Here is a 15,519-nt window from a genome sequence, read left to right on the forward strand (position 1 = left end):
GGCCACCCGCCGGGGCGGAGGGCTTCGGTGCAGGATGGGGGCATGAGCACGAGGGTCAGCCCCCTGCACGCCGAGGACTGGCGGGCAGCCAAGCCGTTCTGGATCGAGGCGTTCGGCGCCGATGACGACGAGTCGCCGCCCGGGCCCGGCCGCCACACGTGGCGCGCGCAGGACGGAGACGAGACCGTCGCCCTCGGGGTGGAGCGCGAGTTCGAGACCTGGTTCGGCGGATCGCGCGTGCCGACGGCGGGCATCGCCGGCATCACGGTCCCGGCCGAGCACCGGGGCGGCGGCCACCTGCGCCCCCTGTTCGCGGCGATGCTCGACGCCGCGACCGAGCGCGGCGCGCAGATCAGCGGGCTGTACCCGACGTCGACCGGCATCTACCGCAGCCTGGGCTACGCGCCGGTCGCCCAGCTCGACGACGTCGCCGTGCCGACCCACCTGCTGGACGTGCGGGGTGACGCCGCCCCGGTGCGCCGCGCGGGCCACGACGACCTCCCGGCGGTCGCGGCGGCCTATACCGCCTGGGCGCGCGAGCACCGCGGGCCGCTGACCCGCGACGGCATCTCGTTCCCCGACCTCGCAAAGGCGTTCACGAGCGAGACCACGGGTGTCACGCTCGCGGAGTCGAGCCCCGGCCAGGTCTCTGGCTACGCCGCCTGGGACCGGGGCAAGGGCTACGGCGCCGACGCCGTGCTGACGGTGCGCGAGCTGGTCGCTCTCGACCGCCCGAGCCTCGTGGGACTGCTGCGGGCGCTCGGCTCGTTCGCGTCCGTGACTCCGGTGACAGTCGTGCGCACGAGCACGGCCGACGAGTGGACCGGCCTGCTGCGGTCCGACGAGTCCCGCGTGCAGTGGCGCGGCACGTACATGGTCAAGGTGCTCGACGTCGCGGCCTTCTCGTACCTGTCCCCCGCCCCGGGGCTGAGCGCCGAGCTGCCGTTCCGCTGGAACGACCAGGCGTTCGTGCTGACCGCCTCCTCCGGTCGCGTCGAGGTGGCACCCACCTCCTCGGCCTCGCGCACGCTCGACGACACGGCCCTCGTGCAGACGTTGTTCGGCGTCGCCGACGCGCGGACGCTGCGCCGCCTCGGCCACCTCACGGATGACGCCGCCGACGACGCCGCCTGGGACGCCCTCGCGGCGGGCCCCCGGTCCGCCATCGCCAACTACTACTGACCACATCCTGCTGCCCACGCAGGTGTGGCGACTTTCGCCCCATTTCGGCCGTCGGAATGGTGCAAAAGTCGCCACATCTCGACGGACTATTGGAAGTCGCGGCTCTTGTGGCGGACCGACAACGGGCCGGCGCCCGCTCGGGCCGCGGCGCGGTAGCGGGTCTCGATGCGGTCGACGACCTCGGCGACGAGGTTGACGACGCGGTCGTCGGTGACCTCCACGACGCCGCGGATGACGACACCGGCCGCGGAACGGAAGATGCGCTTGTGGCGCTCCCAGACCGAGCCGAACACCACCACGTTGAGCATGCCGGTCTCGTCCTCGAGGTTGAGGAACGTGACTCCGCCCGCGGTGCCGGGGCGCTGGCGGTGGGTGACCAGACCGCCGACCCACACCCGGTCGCCCGACTCGACCCGACCGTCGGCGACGGGTGCGCTCTCGTTCTCCGGCCGGGCGGCCAGCACGTCGCCGACCGAGCGGACGCGCTCGGCCGTGAGCACCTCGCGCAGGTGCTCCATGGGGTGACGGTCGGGGGTGATGCGGGTCGACCACTGGTCGGCGAGGGTCTGCTCGACCGCCGAGAGATTGGGCAGGGCCGGCGGCACCGACCAGGCTCCCGTGCCGGGCAGCATGTCGGGCGCGTCGACGAACCCCGCGTTCCAGAGCGCCTGGCGACGGCTCAGGCCGAAGCCGTCGAACGCCCCGGCCGTGGCCAGCGCCTCCATCTGCGCCGTCGTGAGCCCCGTGCGCCGGGCCACGTCGGCCATGTCGGCGAAGGGCCGCTCGGCGCGGGCCGCCACGACCCGCTGCGCGACCTCGAGCCCGATGCCCCGCACGCTGTCGAGACCGAGGCGCACCGCGAAGCTGCCGTCACGCCTGTGGGTGGGCGTGGGGTCGGGACCCTTCGGGTCGAACGGTCCCGGGCGCGGCTGCTCGCGGTGGGCGCAGGACTCCAGCCCGGTCACGGTCGTGACCCCGTCGACCAGGGGCTCAAGATCGGCCTGCGCCTGGGAGCGGGCGATGTCGGGGCGACGCGTCTCGACGCCGTGGCGGCGGGCGTCGGCGACCAGCGAGGCCGGCGAGTAGAAGCCCATCGGCTGGTTGCGCAGCAGGGCCGCGAGGAACACCGCGGGATGGTGCAGCTTGAGCCAGCTGCTGGCGTAGACGAGCAGCGCGAAGCTCAGCGCATGGCTCTCGGCGAAGCCGAAGTCGGCGAACGACTTGATCATGACGTAGATCGACTCGGCCTCCTCGCCCACGAGTCCCTTGCGCGCCATGCCCTCGAACAGCTGGGCCTCGAGCGCCTCGATGCGCTCGATGCCGCGCTTGGAACCCATCGCCCGGCGCAGGAGGTCGGCCTCGTCGCCCGTGCAGTCGCCCAGCACCATGGCCATCTGCATGAGCTGCTCCTGGAACAGCGGCACGCCCAGGGTGCGCTCCAGCACGGGCTCGACCGCGGGGTGCGGGTACGCGACGGTCTCGCGCCCCGTGGCACGGCGGATGTACGGGTGCACGGCACCGCCCTGGATCGGGCCGGGACGGATCAGGGCGATCTCGATCGCGAGGTCGTAGAACCGCCGGGGGCGCAGTCGCGGCAGCGTGCCGATCTGGGCGCGGCTCTCGACCTGGAAGACGCCGACGCTGTCGGCCCGGCAGAGCATGTCGTACACCCCGGCCTCGTCCTTGGGGATCGTGTCGAGCGACCACGCCTCCCCCAGGTGCTGCTCGGCGAGCCGGAAGCAGTGGTCGAGCGCGCCGAGCATGCCCAGACCGAGCAGGTCGAACTTGACCAGACCCATCCACTCGCAGGCGTCCTTGTCCCACTGCAGCACGGTGCGGTCGACCATGCGGGCCCGCTCGATGGGGCAGACCTCCCCGATGGGCCGCTCGGTCAGGATCATGCCGCCGGAGTGGATGCCGAGGTGCCGCGGTCGGCCGAGCAGCTGCTGGGCGAGCTCGCGCACGGGGGCCGGCAGGGCCGCGTCGTCGTCGATCTCGCGCCAGCGCTCGACCTCGGAGGAGAAGGCGTCCTGCTGGCCCGTGGAGTAGCCGAGCGCCTTCGCGGCGTCGCGTACCGCCGAGCGCGGGCGGTAGGTGATGACGTTGGCCACCTGGGCGGCGTTGCGCCGACCGTAGGTGTCGTAGACCCACTGGATGATCTCCTCGCGCCGGTCGGAGTCGAAGTCGACGTCGATGTCGGGCTCCTCCTCGCGGGTGGCCGCGAGGAACCGCTCGAAGGGCAGGTCGTAGAAGATCGAGTCGACCGCCGTGATGCCGAGCGCGTAGCAGAGCGCGGAGTTGGCCGACGAGCCTCGCCCCTGGCACAGGATGCCGCGGCGCTTCGCCTCGCTGACGATGCCGTGGACGATGAGGAAGTAGCCCTCGAAGCCCTTCTCGGCGATGACCGCGAGCTCGCGGTCGATGCGGGCCCGGGCGATGTCGGGATGGTGGGCGTAGCGGGTGCGGATGCCCTCCTCGGCGAGGTTGCGCAGGTGCTGGCGGTCGGTGAGTCCGTCGGGAGTGACGACGGGCAGTCGCGGGGTGACGGCACGCAGGTCGAAGGCCAGCTCGCGCGCCAGCCGCACCGAGGTGGCGACCGCTCCGGGGTAGCGGGCGAAGCGGGCCTGCATCTCCTCCCCCGATCGCAGGTGCGCACCCCCTGCAGGTGGCAGCCAGCCGTCGATCTCGGCGAGGCTGCGACGGGCCCGGATGGCCGCCATCGCCGCCGCCAGCCGGCCACCCTCGGGGGTGGCGTGGTGCGCCGCCTGGGTGGCCACGACCGCGAGACCCTGCCGCTCCGCGAGGGCCGCGAGGGCGTCGTTGCGGGCCGAGTCGTCGGGCCGCGCGTGGTCGGTGAGCTCGACCACCACGTTCTCGTGACCGAAGCGCTCGACCAGCTCGGCCAGCTCGGCCTCGGCCGCAGACGCGCCGCCCACGGCGAGGGCCTGCTGCACGGCGCCCTTGCGGCACCCGGTCAGGACGACCCAGTGGTCGCGACCCCGCTCGGTCAGGTCGTCGAGGTCGTAGGTCGGACGCCCCTTGTCGTCGCCGCCCAGGTGCGCCTCGGTGAGGGCCCCGGCGAGCCGGTGGTATCCCTCCGCCCCGCGGGCCAGCACGAGCAGGTGGGTGCCCTCGGGGTCGGCCACCCCGTTCTGCGGACGCTGCAAATCGAGCGAGAGCTCGGCCCCGAAGACCGTGCTGAGCCCGTGCAGGCGCGCCGCCTCCGCAAAGGCCGGTGCCCCGGCGAAGCCGTCGTGGTCGGTCAGGGCGAGCGCCTCCAGCCCGAGCCGCACGGCCTCCTCCACGAGGGCGTCGGGATCGCTGGCGCCGTCGAGGAAGCTGAAGCTGCTGTGGCTGTGCAGCTCGGCGTACGGCACCGCTCCCGACGGGCGGACGACCGTGCGCTCGGCGGGTCGCCGCCGCGGCCGCGACATGGGCGCGTCGCGAATGACGTCGTCGGCGCTGATCGGCTTGCCCGAGGCGGTGCGCCCGCTGAGCCGACGCTCCAGCTCGCCCCACGGCAGGTCCGGGTTGTTCCACCCCACGGCTCAGGCCCGCCGCTCAGTCATAGCGGGCCTCGGTGAACCAGGTGTCGCCGTCGAGGACGAGGAGCCAGGCCTGGCCGTCGACCCCGACGACCTGGAAGCGCGCGACGCGGCGGGCGCTGGCCTCGTCCCACCAGCGCTCGTCGACGGGCCACGGCCCGGCCCAGGCGGCGACCTGCTGCCACGGCTCGGCGGCGCCGACCCGGAAGTGCGCCGGCACCGCCGAGACGGCTCCCCGCGTCGTGACGATGACCCGTTGTCCCTCGGCCCCCGCGACCGAGGCCGGACGCGGCGAGGCGAAGACCGTGGCCGGCGCCGGCGCCGGGATCTGCCCGGGCCAGGGGCGCTCGGCGGGCCGCGCCACCGCCACCCGCTCGCCCCACGGCGCAGCATGCACCTGGTCGGCGGGCGCCCGACCACCCTGGGTGCGCAGGGCCTGCACCGCCTCGGGACCGATGAGCGCCTGCACCCGGGCCGCGCCCCGCTCGACCTGGGCGTCGGGCCCCGAGCCGAACAGGGTGTCGGCGTGCTCCGCGACCGCCGAGGTCTCCTCCGGCACGAACCGCACCGCACCGATGCCCTGGCGGTACTCATCTCGCCGCCCAGGGCTGTGCCCATCTCGCCGCCCAGGGCCCGGCACCCCTGCCGAGGCGCCCGCCGCGAGCTGCCAGCGCAGACGGTCGAGCAGCGCCGCGGCGTCGAACCACGCCGGGTGCCGCCACGTGCGGGCCTGCACCGTCGTGTCGCCCGAGTCGACCTCGATGCGCACCGCGGTGGCGACCAGGCCGTGGTGCGCCAGCTGCGCCACGCACTGCTCGGCCGTGGTGCGCAGGCTGAAGACCGCGGCCTCGGACGTCTCGAGCGGCGGCTCGAACGCCGAGCCCGCCACGAGCTCGGGCGGCGCCTGGCGACGCGCGACCGGACGCGGGTCCTCCCCCTGCGCCAGCCGGTGCAGCAGGGCTCCGGTGTCACCGAAGCGCGTGCGGACGTCGGCGCGCGAGAGACGGGCGAACGCGCCCAGCGTGCGCACCCCGAGCCGGCGCAGCAGGTCGGCGAGCGCCGCGTCCTCGACCACGTCGATGCCGAGCTCGCCCACGAAGTCGGCCGAGCCGCCGGGCGGCACGATCCAGACGTCCTGGGTGAGGGCGCGGCGGGCCGCGTGCTCGGCGGCGAAGGCGCCGTCGGCCACGCCGCACCGGACGTCCCACACGCCCAGCTCGACGATGCGCTCGGCCAGGACCGCGGCGGTCTCGCGCTCGCCGCCGTAGTAGCGAGGGGGGACGCGCAGCGCGCACAGGCCGGGCCTGATCGGGGCGACCCCGGGCGTGAGCTGCTCGAGCGCCTCCAGCACCTCGTCGAAGCGCTGGGCCTCGACCTGTGGGGCGCGCTCGACGAGCCGCAGCTCGGGGCACCGCGCCTGGGCGTCGCGGCGCCGCATGCCGCGCCGCACCCCCTCGACCCGCGCCGCGGGCGAGCACGCCAGCACCTCGCCGTTCGCGAGCACCGCGGCCGGCACCGTGGCGGGCAGGCCCGCCGCGACGACGGGCCAGTCGGGGCACCACACGACGAGGGTCCTCACGAGGCACCGCGCAGGAGCTGCAGCTCTGTGCCATCTACCGCCCGTGGCCCGGCACCCCCGCCAGAGGGCTGCTCGACGGGGCCGAGCTGACCCAGGTCGCCGGGCAGCCAGACCTCGCGGCTGCGCGAGACCGTGACGTCGGTACGCGCCTCGATGACGGCGCGCCGCGACCGCAGGTGGCCGTGCCCGTGGCCGACACCCGACCACTGCGAGGAGACCAGCGAGAGCCGCCCGTCGCAGCGCGGCCACTCCCCCCACACCACGAGCACGCACTGGCGCGTGCGCAGCCGGGCGGCGAGGCGAGCGGCGTCGCGCTGCGGGACGCGGGCGGGCGGACGCACCACGACCATGGCGAGCGTGTCGACGAGCGCCGCGACGACCTCCCACCACAGCTCGGCGGGGTCGGGCACCGCGACGAGGCGGTCGGTGTCGATGCCGGCCTCGCGCGCCGCGGCGAGGCCGAGGTCGGGGCAGCCCACGACCCCGCACCACGACCCCGCCGCCGAGGGACCCGAGACGAGCGTGAGCGCGAGGCTCGCGGCGTCGACGCCGTAGACCCCGCCCGCGCGGGGCGTCAGGAGCCCCGCGAGGGCGGGGTGGACCGGGACCGTGGCCGTGTCGACGGGCCGCCCCTCGAGGCGGGCCACGCGTCGTCTCAGCTCGTCAAGATCCACTCACCCATGATCGAACATGCGTTCGAACAGGTCAAGTCCGATCGGCGTCCTTCCCAGTGGCCGAGACCGCCTCTGACGATCCCTCCTCCGGTGACTCCGTCACGAGCGTGAAGTCGTCGCCGTACTCCTCCACCCCGGCCACGACCGCGTCCTCGACCAGCTCGGTCGCGATCTGGCCGCGCACGATCATCGGGTCGGTGCGCAGGTCGAGGTAGAGCGAGAGCGTCAGGCCGATCATGACGATCACGAACGGGAGCCCGCCCACGATCGTGATCGCCTGCAACCCGCTCAACGCCTCGTCGCCGCCCACCGCCAGCATGATCGCCGCGACGGCACCCATGAGCGCGCCCCAGAAGATCACGATCTTGCGGCTCGGCTCGAGCGTGCCCCGCTCGGACAACGTGCCCATGACCATCGAGGCGGCGTCGGCGCCCGACACGAAGAAGATCGCGACGAGCAGCATCACGAGCACGACCGAGACGGTCGCGAGCGGGTACTGCTCGAGCAGTCGGAACAGCGCGTTCTCGGTGTCGACCGACCCGTCGGACTCGGCGACGTTGCCGCCCTTGGCCTGCTCGGCGATCGCGGAGCCGCCGAAGATGCAGAACCACACGAGGCTCACCAGGCTCGGCACGAGCAGCACGCCGGTCACGAACTGGCGGATCGTGCGTCCGCGGCTGATGCGCGCGATGAACATGCCGACGAAGGGCGTCCACGAGACCCACCAGGCCCAGTAGAAGATCGTCCAGCCCGAGAGCCACGCGGTCATCTCGTCGCCACCCGTGGCGGCGGTGCGCGAGGCCATCTCGGTCATGTCGGCGGCGTAGGAGCCGATCGCGGCCGGCACCAGGTTCAGCACCGTCAGCGTCGGGCCCACGACGAACACGAACACCGCGAGCACGAGCGCCAGCACCATGTTGGTGTTGGCGAGCCACTGGATGCCCTTCGCGACGCCGGAGACCGCCGAGGCGATGAAGGCGATGGTCAGCACCACGATGATGAGCACCAGCGCGGTCGTGCTGACCGAGTCGACCCAGCCGTTGAACTCCAGGCCGCCACCGATCTGCAGGGCACCGAGGCCCAGCGAGGCGGCCGAGCCGAACAAGGTCGCGAAGATCGCCAGGCAGTCGATGGCCTTGCCGGCCGGGCCGTCGGCGTGACGCCCCATGAGCGGCCGGAAGGCAGCCGAGACGAGCTGCGAGCGCCCCTTGCGGAACGTGCCGTACGCGATCGCGATGCCGACGACGGCGTAGATCGCCCACGGGTGCAGCGCCCAGTGGAACATCGTGGTGGCCATCGCGGTCTGGATGGCCTCGGTGGTCTCGCCCTCGGTGGTGCCGGGCGGGGGCGACATGTAGTGCCCCAGCGGCTCGGCCACGGCGAAGAACATCAGTCCGATGCCCATGCCGGCGCTGAACATCATCGCGATCCAGGAGACGGTCCGGAACTCAGGTCGCTCGTCGTCGGCGCCGAGCGGGATGCGGCCGTACTTGCTCGCCGCGAGCCACAGGACGTAGATCACGAAGAAGCTCGCGGTCAGGACGAACAGCCAGCCGGTCGTGTCGATGACCCACGACTGGGCGTCGCCCGAGACGGACGCGAGGCTGTCGGTGCCGAACGCGCCCCACAGCACGAAGCCGATCGCGAGGGCGCCGGTGACGCCGAAGACGACCTTGTCGACCGGGTTGCGGCCGGTGTTCTCGGCGGTGGGCACGTCGTCGACGGTGCGGAACCGCAGGGCGCGTCGCGCGTGCTCGGCGAGCGACGCGCCGGCCGCTCCCTTGCTCTTGTTCTCGTTCTTGCTCTTGCTCTCGGGGCCCGGGGTGCCGGGCGGGGTGGACTCGGTCGTGTCGGTCATGAAGAACTTCCCGTTGCGTACAGAGACCAATCGACCTTAACGACCGCTGAGAAGTCCGCCCCGGCCGGGGGTGACGCCCCTCAGTCGTCGAGCGTGACCTCCGGGAGCACGTCGCCGGCCTCGACCACGCCGAGCGGGATGGACCCGCCGGGGATGGCCTCGAGCAGCGCACGGGTGTACTCCTGCTCCGGCGAGCTGAAGACCTGGTCGACCGACGCCGCCTCGACGAGGCGGCCGTTCTGCATCACCAGGACGTCGTCGGCGATCTGACGGACCACCGCGAGGTCGTGGGTGATGAACAAGTAGCTGAGTCCCAGCTCGGCCTGGAGGTCGTTGAGCAGCGTCAGGATCTGCGCCTGGACCAGCACGTCGAGGGCGGAGACCGCCTCGTCACAGATGACGACCTCGGGCTCGAGCGCGAGCGCACGGGCGATGGCGACCCGCTGGCGCTGGCCACCCGACAGCTCGTGCGGGAACCGGCGCATGACGCTGGTCGGCAGCGAGACCTTGTCGAGCAGGTCGCGGACCTTGGCCTCGCGCTCCTTCTCGGTGCCGATGCTGTGCACGCGCAGCGGCTCCTCGATCGACCGGTAGATCGTGAACAACGGGTCGAGCGAGGCGTACGGGTTCTGGAACACGGGCTGCATCTGACGACGCAGCCGCAGACGGTCGGCCTTGCCCCGGATGCCGGCGACGTCGACGCCGTCGAACGTCACCGTGCCCGAGGTCGGCTCGAGCAGACCCAGCACCATGCGGGCGACGGTCGACTTGCCCGAGCCGGACTCCCCCACGATGGCGGTCGTCGTGCCGCGCCGGAGCGAGAAGCTGAGGTCGTCGACCGCGACGAAGTCGGTCTTGTTGAACGGACCCTTGCCGGGCAGCGTGAACACCTTCGTGAGGCCCTTGACCTCGATGATGTCGTCGCGACCCTGGCCGAACGCGGCCGAGCTGTCGGCCACCTCCTGGGCGATCTCCTCGGCGTGCTCGAGCGCGGCCTCCCGCACCTCGACCCGGTGCTCGACCGACGAGAGACGCTGCGAGGCCAGCGACGGGGCCGAGGCCACGAGGCGCTGGGTGTACGGGTGGTGCGGGTCCTGCAGGATCTCGAGCGCCGGACCCGACTCGACGATCTGGCCCTTGTACATGACCACGAGGTGGTCGGCCCGCTCCGCGGCCAGACCGAGGTCGTGCGTGATCAGCAGGACCGCGACGCCGAGCTCGTCGGTCAGGTGGTCGAGGTGGTCGAGGATCTGCTTCTGAACCGTGACGTCGAGCGCGCTGGTGGGCTCGTCGGCGATCAGCAGCTTGGGGCGGGCCGCCAGGCCCATCGCGATCAGCGCGCGCTGCCGCATCCCGCCGGAGAACTCGTGCGGGAACTGCTGGGCCCGGCGCTCGGCGTCAGGGAGCCCGGCCTCCTCGAGCAGCTCGACGACCCGGGCGTCGGCGGCCTTGCCGGTGGCGACCCCGTTGGCGACGAGCGCCTCCTTGATCTGGTGCCCGACCTTCCACAGCGGGTTCAGGTTGGACATCGGGTCCTGCGGGACGAGACCGATCGACGATCCACGCAGCGCGACGATGTCCTGCTTGCGGGCGTCGGCGATGTCCTTGCCCTCGAACAGGATCTGACCACCGGTCACGTGCCCGGTGCCGGGCAGCAGTCCGATGACGGCGTGGGCGGTCGTGGACTTGCCCGAGCCGGACTCCCCCACGATCGCGACGGTCTGCCCCTCGTAGACCGTGAGGCTCGCACCCCGGACGGCCGGGACGGGCTTCTTCTTCTCGTCACGGAACGCGACGTCGAGGTCGCGGATCTCGAGCAGCGGGGTCTGGCCCGCGGATGCGGCGTTCACTTCTTCCTCGCCTTCGGATCGAGGGCCTCGCGCACGGCCTCACCCAGCAGGATGAAGCCCAGCACGGTGACGGCCAGGGCGACGGACGGCACCATCAGCACGCGCAGGTTCTCACCCGAGCGGATCTGCACCTCGGCGGCGGCGATGTCGTTGCCCCAGGACATGACGTTCGAGGGGAGCCCGAGGCCCAGGAACGACAGGGTGGCCTCCGACACGATGAACACGCCCAGCGAGATCGTCGCGGTGACGATGACGGGCCCGATCGCGTTCGGGACGATGTGGCGCACGAGGTTGGCGCGGCCCGAGGCGCCGATCGCCCGTGCGGCGTCGACGAACTCCAGGTTCTTGACCTCGAGCACCGCCGCCCGCATCTGACGCGTGATCTGGGGCCAGGCGAACAGCGACAGCGCGAGCACGATGACGAGCACCGAGCCCCAGAAGCCGCGATCGGGCCAGGTGTTGTTGATGACCGAGACGACGACGATGCAGCCGAGCAGAAGCGGGATCGAGAAGAAGATGTCGCTGGTGCGCGAGATCACCGTGTCGGCGAACTTGCCGTAGTACGCCGCCACGGCTCCGGTGACCACACCGACCACGACGAAGATGATCGTGGTCAGCAGGCCGACGGCCACGGACGCTCGCGCGCCGTAGACGGTACGGGCCCACACGTCGGCGCCCTGCTTCGTGAAGCCGAACGGGTGACCCTCGCGGGCCGGCTCGAGGCTGTCGGAGAGCTGCGCGTACCGAGGATCGGCGGAGGTGAAGAGCTGCGGGAAGGCGATGACGACCGCGAGGAACGCCAGGATCGTGACGGACGACCAGAACATCGGACTGCGCCGCATGCGCTTCCAGGCCTCCTTCCACTGGCTCTCGGGCGCACGCTCGATGTCGACGTTGTCGATCGCGGCCAGCGGGGTCTCGTCGAGCGGTGCGACGAACCGCTCCTGGCCGGGACGCTGGGGCTTGTTCGTGGAGTCAGGCATAACGGATCCTCGGATCGAGCCAGGCGTAGAGGATGTCGACGAGCAGGCTCATGACGACGTAGATCAGCACCATCAAGGTGACCACCGAGACGATCGTGGGGCTCTCCCCCTTGAGGATCGCGCTGTAGGCGAGTCCACCGATGCCGGGGACGTTGAAGATGCCCTCGGTCACGATGGCACCGGCCATCAGGGTGCCCAGGTCCGCGCCGAGGAACGTCACGACGGGGATCAGGGAGTTGCGCAGCACGTGGTTGCGGACGACCTTGCCCTCGGACAGGCCCTTGGCCCGCGCGGTGCGCACGTGGTCGGCGGCGAGGTTCTCCGAGACCGAGCCCCGCGTCAGGCGCATCGCGAACGCCAGGGAGGTCAGGCCCAGGACGATCGCCGGCATGATCAGGTCGGTGATCGTCCAGTCACCGCCGACGGTGGGTGGTAGCCAGTCGATGTCGGCCTTGATGCCGATGAAGATCTGGAAGAGGAAGCCGATCACGAAGATCGGGACGGCCACGATGAGCAGCGAGACGACGAGCGAGATGCCGTCGAACCATCCGCCGCGGCGGATGCCGGCGTACGTGCCGATGATGATGGCGAGCACCGCCTCGAAGGCGACCGCCATGAGGGCCAGGGTCACCGATACCGGGAAGGCCCGCTGGATCTGGTCGATGACGGGCTGGCCCGAGAACGAGGTGCCGAAGTCGAACGTCAGCGCGCCCTTGAGGAACAGCAGCCACTGCACGATGAACGGCTTGTCGAGGTTGTACTGCGCCTCGATCGTGGCCCGCGTCGCCTCCGACACGGGCTTGTCGCCGAACAGGTTGAGGATCGGGTCACCGGGGCGCAGGAAGACCAGCGCGTAGATGATCAGCGTCGCAAAGACGATGACGGGGATCGTCTGCACGATCCGCTTGAGGATGTACCACCCCATGGCGCCTCCCTAGGGCCAGAGCTACGACGACGAACGACTCGGTGAGACCGTTCGGCACAGCGCACGGACGACCGGACCCCCCGGCGGGCAGCATGACGCTGCCCGCCAGGAAGTCCGGGTCGCGAGGTCTACTACTTGGTGATCTTGTAGTAGTCGGGCAGGTTCTGCCAGGTGAACTCGACGTTGTCGACGTCCGTGGCGGCCGCCGCAGCGATGTTCGAGTACCACAGCGGGATCGCCGGCAGGTCGGTGAACAGGATCGCCTGGGCGTCCTCGATCAGCGCGTACCGGTCGTCGCCCTCGGTGGAGGCCGCGTCCGCGATCGTCGTGTCGAACTCCGGGTTGGTGTACTCGCCGTCGTTGGAGCCGGCGCCCGTGCCGTACAGCGGGCCCAGGTAGTTCAGCATCGACGGGTAGTCCGCCTGCCAGCCGGTACGGAACGCGGTCGTGATCGTGTTGTCGTTGACCTTGGCCCGCAGCTCGTCGAACGTCGCGTACGGAGCGCCCGAGGAGTCGATGTCCAGGGCGTTCTTGATCTGGTTCGTCGTCGCGTCGACCCAGGCCTTGTGGCCACCGTCGGTGTTGTACGCGATCTGGAACGAGCCGGTCCACGGGCTGATGGCGTCGGCCTCGGCCCACAGCTCCTGCGCCTTCTCCTCGTCGAAGGTCAGGACCTCGTTGCCCTCGACCTCCTCGGACCAGCCGTCGAGCACCGGAGCGGTGAAGTCGGAGGCCGGGGTGCGGGTGCCGTCGAAGATCTTGTCGGTCACTTCCTCGCGGTTGATCGCGTAGGAGATGGCCTGACGACGCAGCTTGCCCTCCTCGCCGGAGAAGTGCGGGAGCGTCTCGGGGATCGTGAACGACTGGAAGACCGAGCCGGGATCGTTGAACGCCTGGACGTCATCGGTCTCGAAGGTCGCGAGCGCCGAGTCCGGCACCGTGTCGAGCACGTCGAGGTCGCCACCGACCAGGTCGGTGTAGGCCGCGTCGAGGTCGGCGTAGAACTTGAAGGTCAGTCCGCCGTTGGCCGGGGTGCGCGCACCCTCGTAGTCGGGGTTGGTGACCATCGAGATCTGGACGTCGTGCTCCCAGCCCGACTCCGACAGCATGTACGGGCCGTTGCCGATCGGGCGCTCGCCGTACTCGGCCGTGATCTTGCCGTCGGGGCCGTAGGCGGCCTCCGGCAGCGGGAAGTACGCCGAGTAGCCAAGACGCAGCGGGAAGTCCGACTCGGGCTTCTTGAGCTGGATCGTGAAGGTCGACTCGTCGACGACCGTCAGGCCGGAGATCGTGGAGACACCCTCGGGGGTGTTGCCCTCCTCGGTCGTGCCCTCGATCGGGTAGAAGAAGTAGGCGTTGAGCTGCGCGTTGGCCGGGTCGGCGCCGTAGTTCCAGGCGTTGACGAAGGACTCAGCCGTGACGGGGGTGCCATCGGTGAAGGTCCAGCCGTCGTTCAGCGTGACGGTCCACAGGGTGGCGTCGTCGCTCTCGATCGACTCGGCGACCTCGTTGGTCGTCGAACCGTCGGCGTTGTAGGCCACCAGGCCCGCGAACAGGTTCTGGATCGGGTTGCCGCCGCCGGTCTCGTTCGTGGCCGTCGGGATCAGCGGGTTCTCCGGCTCGGAGCCGTTGACCGAGATGATCGCGTCGCTCGCGTCGCCGCTTCCCTCGTCGTCAGAACCGCCGCTGCAGGCGGTCAACACCAGCGCGCTGGCGGCCAGGGCCACTCCCGCGAGGCGGACTCGTCGTGTGAGTCGCATCCATTCCTCCTGTTGATGGGTGACCCGTGCGGTGGCACGGGGCAGCCGATGAATCACCCATGAGTATCACCATCGGGCCAGTGCGGAGTAGTCCCGACGGGCTACTTCATCAAATCGACACCCAACCCCAGGCGGCCGAGCGGCCACCGCGAGGTGGCCGGGACACGACGAGACCCCCGGACCGCGTGGTCCGGGGGTCTCGTCGTGTGCGGGGGTCAGCCCTTGCGCTTGACGACCTCTTCGGTCGCCTGCGGCAGGACCGTCTTCAGGTCGCCCACGACACCGAAGTCGACGAGCTCGAAGATCGGCGCCTCGTCGTCCTTGTTGACCGCGACGATCGTCTTGGACGTCTGCATGCCGGCGCGGTGCTGGATCGCACCGGAGATGCCGTTGGCGACGTACAGCTGGGGCGACACGACCTTGCCGGTCTGGCCGACCTGGAAGGAGTGCGGGTACCAACCGGAGTCGACCGCGGCGCGCGAGGCGCCCACGGCGGCACCGAGGCTGTCGGCGAACGCCTCGACCTCGGAGAAGTCGCCACCGGTGCCACGTCCACCGGAGACCACGATCGCGGCCTCGGTGAGCTCGGGGCGACCCGAGGCCTCCTTGACCTTGGTCGAGGTGATCTTGGCGCCCTTGGCGGCGTCGGAGACGTCGACCGAGACGGCCTCCACCGTGCCGGCACCCGAGGTGGCCTCGGGGGCCGTCGAGTTGGGCTTGACGGCGATGACCGGCGTGCCGGCGGTGATCTTCGCGTCGACGGTGAAGTTGCCGGCGAAGACCGACTGCGTCGTCGTGATGGTGTCACCGTCGACCGAGACGTCGACCGCGTCGGTGATGAAGCCCGAGCTGGCCTTGAGCGCGACGCGAGCCGCGATCTCCTTGCCCTCGAACGTCGACGGCACGAGCACCGCGGCGGGGCTCTTGTCGGCGACGAGCTGGCTCAGCGCCTCGGCCTTCGGACCGACCAGGTAGTCGGCGTAGACGGCGTCGTCGAGCTGGTAGATCTTCTCGGCGCCGTACTCGGCGAGCTGCGAGGGGACCTCGGAGCCGAACACGACGGCCGACGGCTCGCCGATGCGGCGAGCGATCGTGAGGAGCTCCAGCGACGGCTTGGTGACCTTGCCCTCAGGGGCATCGATCAGCACGAGAACTTCAGACAT

General features: G+C 71.2%; 10 protein-coding genes. 1 reads left to right on the plus strand and 9 read right to left on the minus strand.

The genetic code is table 11. The features are described 5' to 3' along the window. Positions 1-42 precede the first annotated feature (42 nt). Positions 43-1,182, plus strand: a complete 1,140-nt coding sequence (eis, locus tag LO931_RS00845; RefSeq protein WP_229051307.1) for an enhanced intracellular survival protein Eis — start codon at positions 43-45, stop codon at positions 1,180-1,182. Positions 1,183-1,268: 86 nt separating this feature from the next. Here the strand turns inward: eis and LO931_RS00850 are convergent, their stop codons facing one another. The 9 genes from LO931_RS00850 to LO931_RS00890 form a co-directional block, all read right to left on the minus strand. Beyond that, a complete protein-coding gene (locus LO931_RS00850) occupies positions 1,269-4,727 on the minus strand; it encodes an error-prone DNA polymerase (RefSeq protein WP_229051308.1) in 3,459 nt (1,152 codons plus the stop codon). 16 nt (positions 4,728-4,743) lie between these two features. Continuing rightward, positions 4,744-6,306: a DNA polymerase Y family protein gene (locus LO931_RS00855; RefSeq protein WP_229051309.1), complete on the minus strand. Its 1,563-nt coding sequence runs from the start codon at positions 6,304-6,306 to the stop codon at positions 4,744-4,746. Then, positions 6,303-6,980 carry a hypothetical protein gene (locus LO931_RS00860; protein WP_229051310.1) on the minus strand — a complete coding sequence of 226 codons (678 nt, stop codon included), beginning with the start codon at positions 6,978-6,980 and terminating at the stop codon, positions 6,303-6,305. Before LO931_RS00860 ends, LO931_RS00855 begins: the two co-directional genes overlap by 4 nt. 31 nt (positions 6,981-7,011) lie before the next feature. Beyond that, positions 7,012-8,838 carry a BCCT family transporter gene (locus LO931_RS00865; RefSeq protein ID WP_229051311.1) on the minus strand — a complete coding sequence of 609 codons (1,827 nt, stop codon included), beginning with the start codon at positions 8,836-8,838 and terminating at the stop codon, positions 7,012-7,014. Positions 8,839-8,918: 80 nt separating this feature from the next. Next, positions 8,919-10,688, minus strand: coding sequence for an ABC transporter ATP-binding protein (locus tag LO931_RS00870; protein WP_229051312.1), 1,770 nt, complete (start codon positions 10,686-10,688; stop codon positions 8,919-8,921). Beyond that, a complete protein-coding gene (locus LO931_RS00875; RefSeq protein WP_229051313.1) occupies positions 10,685-11,671 on the minus strand; it encodes an ABC transporter permease in 987 nt (328 codons plus the stop codon). Before LO931_RS00875 ends, LO931_RS00870 begins: the two co-directional genes overlap by 4 nt. Beyond that, on the minus strand, positions 11,664-12,596 hold the full coding sequence (locus LO931_RS00880; protein WP_229051314.1) for an ABC transporter permease: 933 nt from the start codon (positions 12,594-12,596) through the stop codon (positions 11,664-11,666). The genes LO931_RS00875 and LO931_RS00880 overlap by 8 nt, the downstream gene beginning before the upstream one ends. 131 nt (positions 12,597-12,727) lie before the next feature. Beyond that, the gene (locus tag LO931_RS00885) at positions 12,728-14,356 is read right to left on the minus strand and encodes an ABC transporter substrate-binding protein (protein WP_229051315.1); all 1,629 of its coding nucleotides are present in this window, start codon (positions 14,354-14,356) and stop codon (positions 12,728-12,730) included. Between the two features lie 215 nt (positions 14,357-14,571). Next, the gene (locus LO931_RS00890) at positions 14,572-15,519 is read right to left on the minus strand and encodes an electron transfer flavoprotein subunit alpha/FixB family protein (protein WP_229051316.1); all 948 of its coding nucleotides are present in this window, start codon (positions 15,517-15,519) and stop codon (positions 14,572-14,574) included.

The sequence above is a fragment of the Aeromicrobium sp. Leaf350 genome, from assembly GCF_916858655.1.
GTDB lineage: Bacteria > Actinomycetota > Actinomycetes > Propionibacteriales > Nocardioidaceae > Aeromicrobium.